This window comes from Streptomyces sp. NPDC034670 (genome assembly GCF_055574875.1).
In genome coordinates this window covers 41,973-59,349 of sequence record NZ_JBVITR010000011.1, presented here as the reverse complement: position 1 = coordinate 59,349, position 17,377 = coordinate 41,973, and the positions used below count along the sequence as shown (strand labels likewise).

General features: G+C 76.4%; 16 protein-coding genes. 7 read left to right on the top strand and 9 right to left on the bottom strand.

Annotated features, from left to right (window positions below; all coding sequences use genetic code 11):
- Nucleotides 1-54 precede the first annotated feature (54 nt).
- A complete protein-coding gene (locus ACZ56B_RS10995; RefSeq protein ID WP_468788507.1) occupies nucleotides 55-1,335 on the top strand; it encodes a GNAT family N-acetyltransferase in 1,281 nt (426 codons plus the stop codon).
- 62 nt (nucleotides 1,336-1,397) lie between these two features.
- On the opposite strand, the gene ACZ56B_RS10990 is transcribed toward ACZ56B_RS10995, so the two are convergent.
- Entirely contained in the window at nucleotides 1,398-2,585 is a 1,188-nt protein-coding gene (locus ACZ56B_RS10990; RefSeq protein ID WP_468788505.1) for a trans-sulfuration enzyme family protein, read from the bottom strand.
- Between the two features lie 60 nt (nucleotides 2,586-2,645).
- Here ACZ56B_RS10990 and ACZ56B_RS10985 point away from each other — a divergent pair, with 60 nt between their 5' ends.
- Both ACZ56B_RS10985 and ACZ56B_RS10980 read left to right on the top strand, forming a co-directional pair.
- Nucleotides 2,646-3,137, top strand: a complete 492-nt coding sequence (locus ACZ56B_RS10985) for an Lrp/AsnC family transcriptional regulator (RefSeq protein ID WP_468788503.1) — start codon at nucleotides 2,646-2,648, stop codon at nucleotides 3,135-3,137.
- Between the two features lie 32 nt (nucleotides 3,138-3,169).
- Nucleotides 3,170-4,858, top strand: coding sequence for a DUF885 domain-containing protein (locus ACZ56B_RS10980; protein WP_468788501.1), 1,689 nt, complete (start codon nucleotides 3,170-3,172; stop codon nucleotides 4,856-4,858).
- 27 nt (nucleotides 4,859-4,885) lie between these two features.
- On the opposite strand, the gene ACZ56B_RS10975 is transcribed toward ACZ56B_RS10980, so the two are convergent.
- The 3 genes from ACZ56B_RS10975 to ACZ56B_RS10965 form a co-directional block, all read right to left on the bottom strand.
- Nucleotides 4,886-5,731: an SDR family oxidoreductase gene (locus ACZ56B_RS10975; protein ID WP_468788499.1), complete on the bottom strand. Its 846-nt coding sequence runs from the start codon at nucleotides 5,729-5,731 to the stop codon at nucleotides 4,886-4,888.
- A gap of 65 nt (nucleotides 5,732-5,796) precedes the next feature.
- Complete coding sequence (locus tag ACZ56B_RS10970) at nucleotides 5,797-8,790, bottom strand: AAA family ATPase (RefSeq protein ID WP_468788497.1); 2,994 nt, start codon at nucleotides 8,788-8,790, stop codon at nucleotides 5,797-5,799.
- Nucleotides 8,787-9,950: an exonuclease SbcCD subunit D gene (locus ACZ56B_RS10965; RefSeq protein ID WP_468788495.1), complete on the bottom strand. Its 1,164-nt coding sequence runs from the start codon at nucleotides 9,948-9,950 to the stop codon at nucleotides 8,787-8,789. Before ACZ56B_RS10965 ends, ACZ56B_RS10970 begins: the two co-directional genes overlap by 4 nt.
- A gap of 456 nt (nucleotides 9,951-10,406) precedes the next feature.
- Between ACZ56B_RS10965 and ACZ56B_RS10960 the strand changes: the two genes are divergently transcribed.
- Nucleotides 10,407-11,543 carry a baeRF2 domain-containing protein gene (locus ACZ56B_RS10960; protein WP_468788493.1) on the top strand — a complete coding sequence of 379 codons (1,137 nt, stop codon included), beginning with the start codon at nucleotides 10,407-10,409 and terminating at the stop codon, nucleotides 11,541-11,543.
- A 105-nt stretch (nucleotides 11,544-11,648) separates the two neighbouring features.
- Nucleotides 11,649-12,020, top strand: coding sequence for a DUF8129 domain-containing protein (locus ACZ56B_RS10955; protein ID WP_468788491.1), 372 nt, complete (start codon nucleotides 11,649-11,651; stop codon nucleotides 12,018-12,020).
- A gap of 116 nt (nucleotides 12,021-12,136) precedes the next feature.
- Here the strand turns inward: ACZ56B_RS10955 and ACZ56B_RS10950 are convergent, their stop codons facing one another.
- Both ACZ56B_RS10950 and ACZ56B_RS10945 read right to left on the bottom strand, forming a co-directional pair.
- Entirely contained in the window at nucleotides 12,137-12,763 is a 627-nt protein-coding gene (locus ACZ56B_RS10950) for a YigZ family protein (protein ID WP_468788489.1), read from the bottom strand.
- A gap of 68 nt (nucleotides 12,764-12,831) precedes the next feature.
- Complete coding sequence (locus tag ACZ56B_RS10945; RefSeq protein WP_468788487.1) at nucleotides 12,832-13,596, bottom strand: hypothetical protein; 765 nt, start codon at nucleotides 13,594-13,596, stop codon at nucleotides 12,832-12,834.
- 129 nt (nucleotides 13,597-13,725) lie between these two features.
- Between ACZ56B_RS10945 and ACZ56B_RS10940 the strand changes: the two genes are divergently transcribed.
- Nucleotides 13,726-14,133: a CoA-binding protein gene (locus ACZ56B_RS10940; RefSeq protein WP_468788676.1), complete on the top strand. Its 408-nt coding sequence runs from the start codon at nucleotides 13,726-13,728 to the stop codon at nucleotides 14,131-14,133.
- A gap of 298 nt (nucleotides 14,134-14,431) precedes the next feature.
- Here the strand turns inward: ACZ56B_RS10940 and ACZ56B_RS10935 are convergent, their stop codons facing one another.
- From ACZ56B_RS10935 to ACZ56B_RS10925, 3 genes are all read right to left on the bottom strand, one after another.
- A complete protein-coding gene (locus ACZ56B_RS10935; RefSeq protein ID WP_468788485.1) occupies nucleotides 14,432-14,989 on the bottom strand; it encodes a YbaK/EbsC family protein in 558 nt (185 codons plus the stop codon).
- Nucleotides 14,990-15,032: 43 nt separating this feature from the next.
- Complete coding sequence (locus ACZ56B_RS10930; RefSeq protein ID WP_468788483.1) at nucleotides 15,033-15,605, bottom strand: helix-turn-helix domain-containing protein; 573 nt, start codon at nucleotides 15,603-15,605, stop codon at nucleotides 15,033-15,035.
- A 229-nt stretch (nucleotides 15,606-15,834) separates the two neighbouring features.
- Complete coding sequence (locus tag ACZ56B_RS10925) at nucleotides 15,835-16,632, bottom strand: acyltransferase (RefSeq protein WP_468788481.1); 798 nt, start codon at nucleotides 16,630-16,632, stop codon at nucleotides 15,835-15,837.
- 108 nt (nucleotides 16,633-16,740) lie between these two features.
- Between ACZ56B_RS10925 and ACZ56B_RS10920 the strand changes: the two genes are divergently transcribed.
- Complete coding sequence (locus tag ACZ56B_RS10920; RefSeq protein WP_468788479.1) at nucleotides 16,741-17,274, top strand: gamma carbonic anhydrase family protein; 534 nt, start codon at nucleotides 16,741-16,743, stop codon at nucleotides 17,272-17,274.
- Nucleotides 17,275-17,377 lie beyond the last annotated feature (103 nt).

The following is a 17,377-nucleotide window of genomic DNA, read 5'->3' as shown; positions in this document are numbered from 1 at the left end:
TGCGTTCGTGATCACGAAACACGATTCCTTCACAGTGGCGGTATGAGCCGAGACATGTCCGAAGTGACCCGCACCCGCCACGGACGCGCCCCGCACCGCCGGTGGGCCCCGGCCGGCCTCGCCGAGCTGTGCGCGGCGTTCCGCACCCGGTGGACACGCCGCCACGGCCACGCACCGCCGGCCCCCGATACCGGCACCGCCCGGCCGCCCTCCGCGGGGGCCGGGGAGAGCGCCCTGTGGCGGATGCGGACGACGGTGAGGGACGAACCGGGGTCGCTGGCCGCGCTGTGCACGGCGCTGGCCGGGCGGCACGTCGACATCCTGAGCCTGCAGACGCACCCGCTGGGCGAGGCCACGGTGGACGAGTTCCTGCTGCGGGTCCCGGCCGGCCTGACCGGGGCCGACCTCACGGGGGCGGTGGCGGACGCCGGGGGCGCGGACACCTGGATCGAGCGGGCCGACGCCCACGACCTGGTGGACGTCCCGACCCGGGTGCTGGGGCTGGCCGCCCGCACCGCCCGGGACGCTTCCGAACTGCCGCTGGTGCTGCGTCAGTTGCTGGGGCGGTGCACGATCCGTTCGCTGCCCGCCGCAGCGGCCGGGGCGCGCGGGGGGACGCCGGCCGTGCCGGCGGAGGGGAGCCTGGAGGGCACCGTGCTGCGGCTGCGCGCCCCGGAGGGCGGGCTGATCACCGTGGAGCGGCCCCATCCGCCGTTCACCCCGACCGAGTTCGCCCGGGCCCGGGCACTGGTGGACCTGGACGCCCGGCTCGGCCCGAGGATCCCGCGCGGCCGGGACGTGCTCACGCTCCCCGAGGGCGGCGACATCTCCGTGCGCCGGGCGGACACCGGCGACCTCCCGGCGGCGCGGGCGATGCACGAGCGGTGCTCGGAGCGGACCCTGCGCCTGCGGTACCACGGGCCGGTCGGCGACGCGGACCGCTACCTGGAGCACCTGCTCGGTCCGCGCTTCGGGCGGACGCTCGCCGCGCAGACGGCCTCCGGCCGCCTCGTCGGCCTCGGCCACCTGCTGTGGGACGGCGACGAGACCGAGGTGGCGCTGATCGTGGAGGACGCCTGGCAGCACCGGGGCGTCGGCGGCGAACTCCTCGCCCGGCTGGTCGCCCTGGCCGCCGAGGCCGGCTGCGCCACCGTGTACGCCGTGACGCAGGCGTCCAACACCGGCATGGTCGCCGCGATGCGCGGCCTCGGCCTCCCGCTCGACTACCAGGTCGAGGAGGGCACCCTGGTCATCACGGCCCGCCTGGACGCCGAGCCGTCCGCGGGCCGCCTCCTCGAGCTCCGCGGCCCGCGGACGGGGACCGGCCGGCCGTAGTCCCCGGTACGGCGCCCCCGGTCCGCCCGGCGGGTTCCGCCGGGCGGACCGGGGAGCACGCCCTACCTCAGCCCCCGCGCCCGTTCCTCCGGGCGGGCCGTCGCGCCGGCCCGCTCCCCCAGGGCCCCGTCCAGGTCGGCCCACAGGTCCTCGACGTCCTCCAGGCCGACCGAGAGCCGCAGCAGCCGGTCGCTCACCCCGGCGTCCCTGCGGTCACCGGCGTCGACGATGCGGTGGCTGATGGACGCCGGGTGCTGGATGAGGGAGTCCACGCTGCCGAGGCTCACCGCCGGGGTGATCAGCCGTACGCCGCCGATCACCTCGTGCGGGTCGCCGTGCACCTCGAAGGAGACCATCGCCCCGCCGACCCGGGGGTAGTGCACCCGGGCCACGCGCGGGTCGGCGGCGAGCCGGCGGGCGAGTTCGGCGGCGCTCGCGGAGGCCGCCCGGACCCGCACCGGCAGGGTCGACAGGCCCCGCAGCAGCAGGTAGCCGGCCAGCGGGTGCAGGACGCCGCCCGTGGCGAAGCGCACCTGGCGCAGCCGTCCGGCGAACTCCTCGTCGCAGGCCACGACGCCCGCCAGCACGTCCCCGTGCCCGCCGAGGTACTTGGTCGCGCTGTGCAGCACCAGCCGCGCCCCGTGCTCGGCCGGACGCTGGAGCACCGGGGTGGCGAAGGTGTTGTCGACGAGCAGCGGCACGGATCCGCAGGCGTGGGCGACGGCCCGCAGGTCGATCTCGGCGAGCGTGGGGTTGGCCGGGGACTCGACCAGCACCAGACCGGTGTCCGGGCGCAGCGCGTCGGCGACCCCGGCCGGGTCGGTCCAGGTCACCTCGGAGCCGAGCAGCCCGGCGGTCAGCAGGTGGTCGCTGCACCCGTACAGGGGCCGCACCGCCACGACGTGGCGCAGGCCCAGGGAGCCGCGGGCCAGCAGGACGGCGCTGAGCGCGGCCATGCCGCTGGCGAAGGCGACCGCCGCCTCGGTGCCCTCGAGGCGGGCCAGGGCGGTCTCGAAGCGGGCGACGGTCGGGTTGCCGAGCCGCCCGTAGACCGGCGGGCCCTCCGGCTCGGCCCCGGTGGCGGCGAAGGCGTCGATCCGGTCGGCCTCGCCGCGGCTGTCGTACGAGGGGTAGGTGGTGGACAGGTCGATCGGCGGGGCGTGCAGCCCCTGCCCGGCGAGGTCGTCCCGGCCGGCGTGCACGGCCTCGGTGTCGAGTGCTCTGTCGGTGGCGCGCGTGTCCAGGTCCATGGACGGAAGGGTGAACACCGGCCGGGGCACCGGAGCGGATTCCCGTGCTACGTTCGGTCCGTGGCCGAATCCGTCGTACTGGATCCGGTGGACCTCCATCTGCTGCGGCTGTTGCAGAACGACGCCCGGGCGACGTACCGGGACCTCGCCGCGCAGGTCGGGGTCGCACCGTCCACCTGCCTGGACCGGGTGGCCCGGCTGCGCCGGTCCGGCGTGATCCTCGGGCACCGGCTGAAGCTGGATCCGGCCAAGTTGGGGCGGGGTCTGCAGGCACTGCTGTCGGTGCAGGTCAGGCCGCACCGGCGGGAGCTGGTGGGGCCCTTCGTGGAGCGGATCAGGGCGTTGCCCGAGTCGCTGACCGTGTTCCACCTGACCGGCCCGGACGACTACCTCGTGCACGTGGCGGTCGCGGACATGGCGGATCTGCAGCGGCTGGTGCTCGACGAGTTCACGGCGCGGCGGGAAGTGGCGCGGGTGGAGACCCGGCTGATCTTCCAGCAGTGGGACTGCGGACCGCTGCTGCCGCCTTCGCCCTCGGCGCAAAGCGGGTGACGTGCTGCGGGGCGCGTACCAGGATGGTCCGCATGTCTGAGACCCACAGCGCGCTGCCCCGTCAGGTCGCCGACTCCTACGTCGACGAGCTGATCGCCCTCGACCCGGTCAGCGGAACCTACCTCGGCGTGGAGGAGAGCTCCTCCCGCCTGCCCGACTTCTCCCCCGCCGGCCAGGAGGCGCTCGCCGGGCTCCAGCGGGCCGTGCTCGCGCGGCTCGACGAGGCCGAGCGCCTCCCCGGCGCGGACAGCGCCGTCGAACGCCGCTGCGCCCGTCTGCTGCGCGAGCGGCTCACCGCCGAACTGGCCGTGCACGAGGCCGAGGAGGGCCTGCGCGCGGTCGGCAACATGAGCACGCCGGCGCACGCGGTGCGCGAGGTGTTCACGGTGACGCCGACGCGGACGGAGGAGGACTGGGCGCGGGTCGCCGAGCGGCTGCGCGCGGTGCCGGCCGCGCTGGCCGGCTACCGGGAGTCCCTCGCGCTGGGCCTGGAGCGCAAGCTGCACGCGGCCCCGCGTCCGACGGCCACCTTCATCGGGCAGCTCACCGAGTGGGCGGACACCGGCGGGGGCCGCGGCTGGTTCGAGGACTTCGCCGCGTCCGGCCCCGGGGCACTGCGCGCGGAGCTGGACGGGGCGGCCCGCGCGGCCACCGCCGCCGTGGCGGAGCTGCGGGACTGGATGCGCGACGTGTACGCGCCGGCGGTCGAGGGCGCGCCGGACACCGTGGGCCGGGAGCGCTACGCCCGCTGGGCCCGCTACTTCAACGGCATCGACCTCGACCTGGACGAGGCGTACGCGTACGGCTGGTCGGAGTACCACCGGCTGCTCGGCGAGATGCGGGAGGAGGCCGGGAAGATCCTGCCGGGCGCCGGGACGCCGTGGGCGGCGCTGGCGCACCTCGACGAGCACGGCCGGCACATCGAGGGCGTCGACGAGGTCCGCGACTGGCTCCAGGGGGTGATGGACCGGGCGATCGAGGCCCTGGACGGCACCCACTTCGACCTCGCCGAGCGGGTGCGGAGGGTGGAGTCGCGGATCGCCCCGCCGGGGAGCGCGGCGGCGCCGTACTACACGCCCCCGTCGGAGGACTTCTCCCGCCCGGGCTGCACCTGGCTGCCCACCATGGGCCTGACCCGCTTCCCGGTCTACGACCTGGTCTCCACCTGGTACCACGAGGGCGTCCCGGGCCACCACCTCCAGCTGGCGCAGTGGGTGCACGTGGCCGCGGACCTCTCCCGCTACCAGGCCTCCGTGGGCATGGTCAGCGCCAACGCCGAGGGCTGGGCCCTGTACGCGGAGCGGCTGATGGACGAGCTCGGGTTCCTCGCCGACGCCGAGGAGCGGCTGGGCTACCTGGACGCGCAGATGATGCGGGCGCTGCGGGTCATCGTCGACATCGGCATGCACCTGGAGCTGGAGATCCCCGCGGACTCGCCCTTCCACCCGGGCGAGCGCTGGACGCCGGAGCTGGCGCAGGAGTTCTTCGGGGCGCACAGCAGCCGCCCGGCGGACTTCGTGGAGAGCGAGATGACCCGCTACCTGTCGATCCCGGGCCAGGCGATCGGCTACAAGCTCGGCGAGCGGGCCTGGCTGCTGGGCCGGGAGAACGCCCGCGAGCGGCACGGCGACGCCTTCGACCTCAAGGCCTGGCACATGGCGGCCCTGTCCCTGGGCTCGCTGGGCCTGGACGACCTGGTGGAGGAGCTGTCGGCGCTGTGATCCGGCCGGGGGCCCGGGCCGGCGGCCTCAGCGCCGGAAGCCCCCTTCCGAGTCGATGACCTGACCGGTGATCCAGGCCGCCTCGTCCGTGGCCAGCCACGCGATGAGGCGGGCGGGGTCGTCGGGCATCCCCCAGCGCCCGGCGGGGAAGCGCGCGGCGACGGCGTCGTAGGCCTCCCCGGTCAGGTAGTCCGTGTCGACCGGGCCCGGGTTGACGGTGTTCACGGTGACCGCGTGCTCGGCGAGCGCGGTCGCCAGGGAGCGGGTGACCGAGGCGAGGGCGCCCTTCTGGAGGGCGTAGGCGATCTCGTGGGGCATGCCGCCGGCGATGTCCTGCCCGGAGGTCATCATCACCACGCGCCCGCCCGGGGTGCCCGGCGCCAGGGCGGCGCGGTGGCGGGCGTGGGCCTGGACGAGCAGCAGCACCGAGCGGGTGTCGACGGCCCAGTGGGCGTCCAGCATGCCCGCGTCGACCTCGTCGAGGCTGCCGTCGGAGCCGCTGAGGGCGTGGTTGGCGACGAGGACGTCGAGCCGCCCGCCGAGCGCCGCGGCGGCCCGGGCGTGCAGTTCGGCGGGGGCGTCCGGGTCGGCGAGGTCGCCCGGTCCGGCGGCCACCCGCGCGTCGGGGTCGCCCAGGGCCTCGCGCACGGAGGCGGTCACCTCCTCGATCCGGTCGGCGCCCCAGGGCATGGCGGCGTCGTGCGGCACGTGGTGGTGCAGGTAGACGCTCGCGCCGTGCGCGGCGAGGCGCCGGGCCACGGCGTGTCCGATGCCGCCGCGCCTGCTGGCCCCGGTGACCAGCGCGGTCCGGCCGCGCAGGGGCAGGGGGTCACGGCGGAGCGCTTCGGGAGCGGGGTGCGGGAGTTTCGGCATGATCCCCCATGGTGGCGGGCGCGCGGACCGGGCGCACGCGTTTTTCCGCGGGGCCCGCGCGCCCGTCAGCGGGCCCCGCGCTGCCGCAGCACCGACCCCGAGCGGCCCTTGACGACCTCCAGCTGTGCGTGGATCCGCCGCCGCAGATCGGCGACGTGGCTGACGATGCCCACGCTGCGGTCGCGTTCGCGCAGGGAGTCCAGGACGTCCAGGACCTCGTCGAGGGTCTGGTCGTCGAGGCTGCCGAAGCCCTCGTCGATGAAGAGGGTGTCCAGCCGGACCCCGCCCGCCTCGTCGGTGACGACGTCGGCGAGACCGAGCGCGAGGGCGAGCGAGGCGAAGAACGTCTCACCGCCCGAGAGGGTCGCCGTGTCGCGCTCCCGGCCGGTCCAGGCGTCCACGACGTGCAGGCCGAGTCCGCTGCGGCCGCGCCCGGTGCGGTCGTCGGAGTGGACGAGGGTGTAGCGGCCGGACGACATGCGGTGCAGCCGTGCGGTCGCGGCGGCGGCGACCTGCTCCAGGCGTGCCGCCAGGACGTACGACTCCAGGCGCATCCTGTGCTCGTTGTCGGCCGAGGTGCCCGCGGTGAGACCGGCCATGCGGGCCACGCGGTCGTGCTCCTCGCGCAGCGGCCCCAGCCGGCGCACCGAGGCGGCGATCCGGGCGGAGAGCCGGTCGAGCTCGGCGCAGCGGCGGGCGGCGGCGTCGCGCGCGGAGGCCGCCTCGCGCACCCGGCGGGCCGCCTCCTCGGCGGCCCGCCGCGCACGGGCGGGGTCCGCGGGCGGCTGCCGGGCGGCGGCCGCGGTCTCCGGCTCGGCGAGCACCGCGCGCACGGCGGCCTCCTCGTGCTGCCGGGCGTCCAGGCGCCGCTGCAGCGCGCGGTGGGCGTCCTCGTCCAGGAGGGCGTCGGCCGCGGCCTGCGGGGTGTCGAAGCCCGCGCGGTAGGCGGCGTCGGCGAGCCGGGCGTCGGCCTCCTTGAGCCGCCGGGCGGCCTCCTCGGCGGCGCGGGCGGCGCTGGCCGCGTCCGTGAGCCGCGCGACGTCCCGCTCCAGCTGCGCGGCGCGCGCGGCCACACTGGCCGCGGTCCCCCGCGCCCGGTCCAGTTCCTCCTCCAGGGCGGCCTTCTCCCGGTCCAGCCGGTCGCGCCGGCCCACCCGGGCGGCGGCCCGGACCGCCGCCTCCCGCTGGGCGGCGACCCGCAGCCCGTGCTCGTGCTCCGCCCGCCGCAGCTCCTCCTGGACCGGGTGCAGGACCGAGGCGGCGGCCCTGGCCTCGGCGTACCGGCTCTCCAACTCCTCGACCGCGCGGGCGAGCCGTTCGGTGGGCGTGTCACCGGCCTCCGCGCCGGCGGCGGCCAGTGCCTCGCGCAGGGCGCCGAGGCGCCGCTCGTCCTCGGCGTGCTGTTCCTCCGCCCGCCGGCAGTCGGCCAGGGCGCGCTCCTCCGCCTCGCGGCCGACGTGTCCGTCGACCTTGCGGGCGGGGGCGGGGTGTTCGGTGGCGCCGCAGACCGCGCAGGGCGCGCCGTCGGTGAGGCCCGCGGCCAGCTCGGCGGCGATGCCGTTCAGCCGCTGCTCCTTGAGGTCGAGCCAGTGGGTGCGGGCCCGCACCGCCTGTTCGGCCGAGGCGAGCGCCCTGCGCCGGGCGTCCTCGGTGTCGGCGGCGAGCCGGTCCCGCTGCCGGGCCGCGAGGAGCCGCTGCCGCGCGGGGTCGCGCTGCACGGCGAGCTGTTCGGCCCGGGTCGTGGCCTGCTGTGCGGCGTCGATGCGGGCCTGGAGGCCGGCCCGGGTCCTCTCCCAGTCCGCGAGCCAGGTCTCCGCGTCGTGCAGCACCTCCTCGTCGGCGTGCTCCTGGCGTTCCAGTCCGGCTCGTTCCTCGAGGAGGTCCGCCAGCCTCCGCTCGGCCCGGCGGGCCGACTCCAGCCCGCCCAGTTCCTCGGTGGCCCGGCGCGCGGCGGCCGCCAGCCCGGCCGCCCCCTCGCCGGCGAAGGGCACCGGGAGCAGGGCGCGCGCCCGTGCCTCGGCCTCGGCCGCCCGGCGGTGCTCCGCGTCGGCGGCGTCCCGCAGTTCCAGGGCGGGGGCGACCGTCTCGGCCTTGCGGGCCCGCTCCCGGCGCGCCTGCGCCTCCCGGTGCTCCTCGGCCCCTTCCCTCAGCCGTGCCGCCCGCTCCCGCGCCTCGGCGAACCGCCTCTGCAGCCGGTCCCGTTCGCGCGCGTCGTCCAGGGCCCGGTCGGCGGCGGCCTGGGCGGCCTCGGCGGCGGCGAGGCGGCAGCGGGCGACGGTGAGCTGTTCGCGCGCGGTGCTGCGGGCCACGGCGGCCGCGCTCAGCACGGCCTCGGCCAGTCCCGGCTCGCCCGGGGCCAGTCCGGGCAGTTCCATGGCGTCGCCCGCGGCCTGCTGCATGCGGTGCGCGTCGGCCAGCAGGGCGGTGTCGCCGTCGCGCACCTGCGACTCGGTGGCGCGCCGTCGTTCGGCGAGGCGCTTCTCGACGTCGGCGAAGCGGCGGGTGTCGAAGAGGCGGCCGAGCAGCCTGCCGCGCGCCTCGGCGTCGGCGCGCAGGAAGCGTGCGAAGTCGCCCTGGGGCAGCAGGACGACCTGGCAGAACTGCTCCCGGCTCATGCCGAGGAGCTGGGTGACCTCCTCGCCGATCTCCTGGTGCGAGCGGCTGAGGTCCTTCCAGCTCCCGGCTGCCGCGTCGTACTCGCGCAGCCAGGTCTGCGCCTTGTCGAGCGTGGTGCCCGTGCCGCGCTTCTTCGGCCGCTCCCAGGGCGGTTGCCGGGTGATCTCCAGCCGGCGTCCGGCGACGGTGAGTTCGAGGGTGACCGAGGTGCGGGTCCCCGGTGCGGCGTGGTCGCTGCGCAGGGCCGTGCCCTGACCGCTCTGCCGGGCCCCGGGGACGGAGCCGTACAGGGCGTAGCAGACGGCGTCCAGCACCGAGGTCTTCCCGGCGCCGGTGGGGCCGTGCAGCAGGAAGAGCCCGGCGGCGGACAGTTCGTCGAAGTCGACGCTCTGGAGGCCTCCGAAGGGCCCGAAGGCGGTGATGTCCAGCCGGTGCAGCCTCACCGGGCCACCTCCCGCACCGTCTCGTCCGCGCGGACCGCGTCGAAGGCCTCCCGCAGGACGGCGCGTTCGTGCTCGTCGGGGCCCGCCCCGCGCACGTGGGCCACGAAGTCCTCGGCGATCTGCCGGTCGCTGCGGCCGGCCAGACGGCGGGCGTAGGACACCTCGGGGTCGTCCGCCGGCCGGTCGGGGGCGAAGACGAGGCTGAGGGTGTGCGGGAAGCGCTCGGTCAGCCGGGCCATGGGGTCGGCCGGGCGGACCGGGTCGGTGAGCGTCGCCTCGACCCACGCCTCCTCGTGCCGCGCCAGGGCGGGGTCGGCGAGCAGTTCCTCCAGGGTGCCGCGGATCCGGGCCAGGGCGCGCGGCACCGGGCAGTCGACGCGCTCCGCGGTGACGGTCCCGTCGGCGGCCAGGTCCACCAGCCACATGCTCTTGCGGTGGTCCGCCTCCGAGAAGGAGTACGGCAGCGGTGAGCCGGAGTAGCGCACCCGCTCGGTGAGGGTCTGGCAGCCGTGCAGGTGCCCGAGCGCCACGTAGTCGACGCCGTCGAACACCCCGGCGGGGACGGCGGCCACTCCCCCGACGGTGATGTCCCGTTCGCTGTCGCTGGGACGGCCGCCGGTGACGAAGGCGTGCGCGAGGACGACGGAGCGGGTGCCGGGCGCGCGGGCGGCGAGGTCGGCGCGGACCCGGTCCATGGCGGCGGCGAGCACCGCCTCGTGGCCGGCCTTCTCCACTCGGAACTCGTCCTTCACCAGGGCGGGTTCGAGGTACGGCAGTCCGTAGAAGGCGACCTCGCCGTGGGCGTCGGACAGCACCACGGGCGTGCCGCACGCGGACGGTTCGGTGCGCAGGTGGATGCCCGCGCGCCCGATGAGCCCGGCGCCGACGCCGAGCCGGCGGGCCGAGTCGTGGTTGCCGGAGATCATCACCGTCGGCACGCCGAGGGCGGCGAGGCGGTGCAGGGCGTCGTCGAACAGCTCGACCGCGGCGAGCGGCGGCACCGCGCGGTCGTACACGTCCCCCGACACGACCACCGCGTCCACCCCGCGTTCGCGCACGGTGGCGACCAGGTGGTCGACGAACGCGGCTTGGGCGCCGAGCATGCCGACCCGGTGGAACGTCCGGCCCAGGTGCCAGTCGGACGTGTGCAGAAATCTCATGAAGCCGCCCCGACCCGCACGTCCACCCCTACCGCACCTCTGAGACCAGCAAGAACCAGCACGGGCTCGCCGTCGGCCCACGCCACGCTAACGCATGCGGTCCCCTGGTCCACCACTCGCCTCGGATCACCCCGTGACGGCAGGACGTCCCGGGGTCCGGCACGGCGCCGCCCGCCGCGGCGGGCGGGCAGCGGCGGAGCGGCACGTTCCCCCGGGGCGCCGGGCACGAGGTCGTCCGGCGCCCCAAGCGCCCCGCCGCCCACCGGCCGGACTGCCGGGCCCGGGCCGGACCCGTCCCGGGACGGTCGGTGGGAGCCCGGGGCGGGCCGCCTTCGGACCGCGCGGATCGGCGAGCCGTGTCACGTGTCCCAGGACGCCCACCGGGCACTCGGCGCACCGGGGAGGGAACGCCGGGGAAGAAGGCGGCCCCGGATACGGAATGCCGAAGGAGGACGCATGCAGCTGTCATTCCTGCAACCGCTCTTCGACCGTCCCGGCCCGTGGGCGACCGTGTACTTCGACCCGGCGCAGAACGACGAGTCCGGGGCCAAGCGGCGCGAGCTGTCCGTGGCGGACGCCTGCCGGACGCTGGAGGAGGAGGGCGCCGACGCCGCCACCGTCCAGGCGATGCGCGAGGCGCTGACGCGCGTCACCCCCGCCGAGGATCCGGCGGGGCGGGTCTTCTTCGCCACGGAGGGCGAGGTGGTGCTCAGCCACCGTCTTTCCCGGCCGCCGCAGCGGCAGATCGTCCGCTGGGACCGGCTGCCGCGGCTGACGCCGCTGCTGGAGCTGGCCGGTCAGGACCCCGTCTGTCTCGTGGCGTACATCGACCGGACCGGCGCCGACTTCGAGCTCCGCGGCCCGGCCGGCCCGCAGGACGCGGGGCAGGTCGAGGGGCGGCAGCACCCCGTTCACCGCACGGCATCGGCCCAGTGGAACGAGCGGCACTTCGAGCTCAAGGTCGAGAACACCTGGGAGCACAACGCCGGCGAGATCGCCGAGGCGCTGGTCGCGGCGTACGAGGAGAGCGGCGCCGAGCTGGTCGTGCTGGTGGGCGACCCGCGCGAGCGGCCGGCCGTCCACGAACGGCTTCCCGAGGAGGTCCGCAAGGTGGCGGTCGAGACCGAGCGCGGCGGCCGTGCCGCCGGCTCCTCCTCCGCCGCGCTGGAGGAGGCCATCGAGCAGGCCCGCCGGCAGCACGTGCGCCGTCGCGTCGAGGAGGTGCTCGAACGCTTCCGCGCCGGACGGGTGGGCACCGACCGGCCCACGGACGCCGTGGAAGGCGTTCCGGCCCTCGTCGAAGCCGCCCGGGAGCACCGCATCGACACCCTGCTGATCCGGCTCGACGGGCCGGAACTGGCGCGTGAGACGTGGGTGGGCGCCGATCCCGGCCAGCTGGCGGTGCGCCGCACCGACGCGCAGACGCTGGGGGAGCGCGACCCCGTCCCGGTGCGCGCGGACGACGCGCTCCTGAGGTCGGCCGCCGTCACCGCCGCGGACGTACTGATCGTCCCTCCTGACGAGGAGGACGACCACGACCTCCCGACGGGCGGCCTCGGCGCACTGCTGCGCTGGACGTACGAACCGGGGTGATGTCGCGCGACGAGGCGGTTTGGGCGGTTCCGGGCGAGAGACCCGGCCCCTTGTCCGAGGGGCGCCCGCGACCCGCGGGCGCACTGGCGCAGAAAGGACGTCCTCATGTCCGAGGAGAACACGGAGGCGCAGGTGGCACGGCACGACGCACTGCCGCTGCCGGACTACGACCATCTCCCGCTGGGCAGTCTCCAGCACCGTATCCGCACGCTCGACGAGGCAGGTCTGCGCGAGGTGCTCGCCTACGAGGAGGCACACGCCGACCGCCTTCCCGTGGTGCAGGCCCTCCGCGCACGGCTCCAGGAGTTGCGCGAGGGCGCACAGCCGTCGGGGGGCTCGCCCCTCGCGCCGGCCCCCGAGCACGCGCCCCCGGCCGACACCGGGTCCTCGGTGTCGCCGGTCACGTCGGGCCCGGCGATGAACCCGCCGTCCCACGGCGCACCCGAGAACCCGGCGCAGCCCCGCTCGACGGGCTGACGCACCGCACGGCGCCCGCGGCCGGGCCCTCCCGCAGGAGCGCCGGGGCACCGGTGCGGGCGTTGATCACCGCCGGTCGGACGGTGTGCGGGGCGACGGCCGGTGACGGCCGGCCGTCACGCGTCCCCGTACGCCTCCCCGCCGAGCTCGAACCCGGCCGTGCCCGCGGTCGTGTCGGCGAGCCAGGCGCGGAAGGCGGCCACGTCGGCGTCCGGGAGGCCGATCTCGATCGTGACCCTCTCCCCGTAGTGCACGTCCCGCACCTCGCGGCCGGTGGCGCGCAGGTCGTTGTGGACCTTGCCGGCCCGCTGGTGGTCGACGGTCACCGTGGCCAGCCGGAAGCGGCGCCGGGTGATCGTGCCGAGGGTGTCCAGGGCCTCGCCGACGGCACCGCCGTACGCGCGGATGAGACCGCCGGCGCCGAGCTTGACGCCGCCGTAGTAGCGGGTGACGACGGCGACCACGTACCGCATGTCGCGGCGGAGCAGCATCTGGAGCATGGGCACGCCCGCGGTGCCGCCGGGCTCGCCGTCGTCGCTGGCCTTCTGGACCGAGGCGTCGGCACCGATGACGTACGCCCAGCAGTTGTGGGTGGCGTCGGCGTGCTCCTTGCGCACGGCGGCGACGAAGTCCTGCGCCTCCTGCTCGGTGGCCGCCGGGGCGAGGGCGCACAGGAAGCGGGATCGGTTGATCTCGATCTCGTGCACGCCCGCGCACGCGACGGTGCGGTACTCGTCCTGCATCCGGCCAGCCTATGCGCCGCCGTACGGGCCGGCCGCCCCGGTCACCGCTCCCGCCCCGGGGCGCCCGGTCACGCCGGGGACCCCAGGTCGCGGACGAGGTCGAGGCCGAGCAGCCGGTCCGCGTAGGCGTAGGTCTCGAAGCGGGCGCCGTCCGCCAGGTCCGGGGCGGTCCCCACCGCGTGCAGGACGCGGAGCACGCCGGCCGCGTCCAGATCGTCCTCCCACGCGGTGCGCAGGTCCGCGCGCACCTGCTCGGGGACGGGGCGCGAGGGCCGGCGCGCCCAGGCGGCGACCGCGCGGCGCCAGTGGGCGAGGGTGCCGCCGGCGTCGTCCAGGGCGGTCGCACCGACCCGCAGGGGGGTGCTCCGGGGGTGCGCGAGCAGGACGAGGCGCAGCACGGCGGGGTCGGTGTCGCCGGGCGGGACGGGCGCCTCCCAGCGGACGGGGGCCACGGCGACGCGCACTCCGTCGGGTGCCGCGCCGCCCCCGCCCACCACGTGCAGGACCTGCGCCTCGCCCGGGCCGGTGCCCGCGTCCCGGCCGTCCTCGAAGGGCCGGACGCCGAGTGCCGCGCCCGCCGCGCGCAGCTCCGCCCGGTGCCGCCCGCCGGTGAGCAGCGCCCACACCGGGGTGCCGCCGAGCTCCAGGGCGCGCGCGAGCAGATCGGCGACGAGCAGCACCCGCAGGTCCGTCGGGTCGCACCCGTGCGCGTGGGCCTGGACCCGGGTCAGGCCCCGCCGGGCGGGGGCGGCGGCCACGAGTTCGCCGGTCCGGTCGTCGGTGATGCGCAGCACGAGGCGAGCGTAGGCGCGCGAGCGGTCGTGCGCGGGCATCTCGCGCGTTTCCGGGTCGCCGTGGCGGATCCGGGCCCGCCGGCGCCCCGGCCGCCGGGCGGGAATCACCGCGCGCCCCGGGGCGTTGCCCGGGCGACAAGCATGTTCACGACGTTCCGGGAGGCGACGGTGTACGGCGACGAGGCAACGGTCCGCAGGATCCTCACCGAACTCGGCGACACCTGGGCCGTGGTGGGCCTGTCGTCGAACCGGCAGCGCGCGGCGTACGGCGTCGCCCAGGTGCTGCAGCGCTTCGGCAAGCGCGTGGTGCCGGTGCACCCGAAGGCCGAGACGGTGCACGGCGAGCGGGGCTACGCCTCGCTCGCGGACGTCCCCTTCGCCGTGGACGTCGTGGACGTGTTCGTCAACAGCGACCTGGCCGGGGCCGTCGCGGACGAGGCGGTGGCCGAGGGCGCCGCGGCGGTGTGGTTCCAGCTCGGCGTCGTCGACGAGGCGGCCTACGAGCGCACCCGCGCGGCGGGCCTGGAGATGGTCATGGACCGCTGCCCGGCGATCGAGATACCGCGGCTGCGCTGACGCCGGGGAAGTCCCGTACGGCGCCGCGTCCTCGCGGCGCCGCGTCCTCGCGGCGCCGTGCCGCCGCGGCGGACCGGGCCGCCCTCCCGTCCGGCTCCCCTTCCGCGCCACGGCCCCCGGTGGCGGTCGCGGGTGCCGGGCCCACCGTGGGATCCCGCTCCGGCGGGGGCGGCACCGGCCTCCCCGCCGGGAGCCGACGACGCCGGGAGCCGACGAGGGGTCACCACCGCTCCCCTCCCCGTCCGTTGCCGGTGGCGGGGCCGGTGCGCGAGCGCGGCCGTGCGCGGCCGAGCGCTCCTCAGGCGGTCCCCAGCCCTTCCAGGACGACCGCTCCCGGGAGCTCCGCGAACGCCTTGCCCGGCACCAGCAGCTTGCCCCGGCGCCGGCCGCTGCCGACGAGCACGTACGGCAGGTCGACGACGGTCGCGTCCACCAGCACCGGCCAGTCCGCGGGCAGCCCGATCGGGGTGATGCCGCCGTACTCCATGCCGGTCTCCCCCGTCGCCGTGTCCATCGGGGCGAAGGACGCCTTGCGGGCACCGAGGTGGCGGCGCACGACCCCGTTGACGTCGGCCCGGGCGGTGGACGGCACGACGCACGCGGCGAGCCTGCTCTCCCCGCCGCGCCGGCCCGCGACCACCACGCAGTTCGCCGACCGCTCCAGCAGGTCCCGGCCGTAGTGCTCCACGAAGACGGCGGTGTCGGCCCAGCGCGGGTCGGTGTCGACGTAGAGGATGCGGTCGGCGGGGACGCTTCCGCTCCAGCCGCGGACGGCGGCGGCCACCGCGGGGATGAGCTCGTCGAGGCAGTCGGGGGCGGGCGTGGCGTGGTCGAAGTCTCCGATGGGTGCGCGCATGACCGCACCGTAACAGCGGTCCGGCGGTCGTCTCGGGGCCGTCTCAGCGCACGGGCGGCACCGAGACGGCCATGATCATCTCCATCGGCACGTCGCCCCGGTTGCCGTAGGTGTGCGGGACGTCGGCCGTGAAGGAGGCGCTCGCGCCGGCCGGCACGCGGTGTTCCGCTCCGTCGACGGTGAGCGTCAGCTCCCCGGACGTGACGTGGACGAGTTCGACCGTGCCGGCGGGGTGCGGGTCGGAGTCGCTGCCCTCCCCCGGCATGAGACGCCAGTCCCACATCTCCAGCGGGCCGGGGGCCTCGGCGCCCGCGAGCAGCCGGTTGTGGCTGCCCGCCGCGGTGTGCCAGAGCCGCACGGCCCGGTCGGCGGGGACGATGCGGACCTGAGGGCCCCGCTCGTAGTCGAGCAGGGTGGTGATGCTGACGCCGAGCGCGTCGCCGATCTTGACGACCGTGCCGATGCTCGGGTTGGTGCGGGCCTGCTCGACCTGGATGAGCATGCCGCGGCTGACCCCGGCCCGTGCCGCCAGCGCGTCCAGGGTGAAGCCGCGCTCGGTGCGCCAGCGCCTGACGTTGCGCGCCAGGGACCGGGTCAGCAGGTCGAGGTCCGACACGTCCCGCCCTTTCCCTTCCATGCGATGGACGACGAGGTTCAGTTCGTTCGACTACGGCGTGGTGCACCCGATCGTTCACCGCACTGTACTGCGGGGCTCGGCGCGGTCGCGGTCCCGCAGTCCGTCGCGGTGGGCGTGCCCGGCGTGGTCGTGCCGGCCGGGGCGGGGCCCGGCCCTCGCGGGGCCCGGTACGGCCGGCGGCGGCTGGACGGGACGAGGGGGCGTCCCCTCAGCCCCCGGGCTCCGCTTCGGCGAGCCGGGCCGCGGCGTCCCCGTCCAGTTCCGCGAGCCGCGCGACGCCCTCCTCGTCCAGTTCCGACAGCGCCCGCAACTGCTCCGGGGTGACGCCCTCCGGGATCGGTACGGGCGCCGGGGTGCGCAGCGGCGGCTGCCAGCCGTCGGCGGGGGTCCAGCGGCGCACGACACGGGCCGGGGCGCCCGCGACCACGGTGTGGTCGGGCACCTCGCCCCGGACCACCGCGCCCGCGGCCACCACCACGTTCCGTCCGATCCGCGCCCCCGGCAGGATCACCGCGCCGGTGCCGATCCAGCACCCGGGGCCGATCCGCACCGGCTCCATCCGCGGCCACTGCTTGCCGATGGGCTCGTGCGGGTCGTCGTAGGAGTGGTTGGTGGAGGTGACGTAGACGTACGGCCCGAAGTAGCAGTCGCTGCCGATGGTGACGGCCGTGTCGGCGATGACGTGGCTGCCGCGGCCCAGGACGACCCCGTCGCCTATGCGCAGGATCGGCTCGGGCCCGAGGTCGAGGCCGGGCATCAGGCCGGCGGTGAGGGTGACCTGTTCGCCCACGATGCAGTGGGCGCCGACGTGGATCCAGGGTTCGCCGAAGATCGTGCCGAGCGGGAAGGCGAGCCTGGTCCCCGTGCCCAGGGAGCCGAAGCGGAAGCGGCCGGGGCGCTCGGCGGTCACCGAGCCCGTGCGCTGCACCCAGGCCCAGCCCGCGTGGACCGCGCGCTGCGCGAGGCGTCGCGGCCAGGACGAGAACGTGTTCTTGCTCTTCGGCACCCGCTCACCGTAGTCGGCGGGCGCGGCCCCGGTGGGCGGATGCCCCTGTGATCTTCACCCCACGGCGGTGGCGTACGGTGCCCCCATTCACCCCACGAGGAGGCGACGATGACGCACCGGGCGCTGATCACCGGCATCGGAGGCAGGGAGCCGCGTGTGGACCGGGAGGCCTTCGTGGCGCCCACGGCCGCGGTGATCGGGGACGTGACGCTGCGCGCGGGGGCGAGCGTCTGGTACGGAGCCGTCCTGCGCGGGGACGTCGAGCGGATCTTTGTCGGCGCGGACAGCAACGTCCAGGACAACTGCACGCTCCACGCCGACCCCGGTTTCCCCGTGACCGTGGGCGAGCGCGTCTCCGTCGGGCACAACGCCGTGGTGCACGGCGCGACCGTCGGGGACGACTGCCTGATCGGCATGGGGGCCACGGTGCTCAACGGCGCGGTGATCGGCGCGGGTTCCCTGGTGGCCGCGCAGGCGCTGGTGCCGCAGGGCATGGAGGTGCCGCCGGGGTCGCTCGTCGCGGGGGTGCCGGCGAAGGTGCGGCGGGAGCTGACCGAGGAGGAGCGCGCGGGGCTGACGCTCAACGGCACGATGTACGCGGAGCTGGCGAAGGCCCACCGCGACGCGCACGGCGGGCCCTAGGGTCTTTCGTCCGGCTCGGGGCCCGCGAGGGCGGGCCGGGCAGGAAGAAAGGCACCAAGGGACCCGGCCCTCACCCGCTTCCGCCTCAACCGGCGCCACCAGG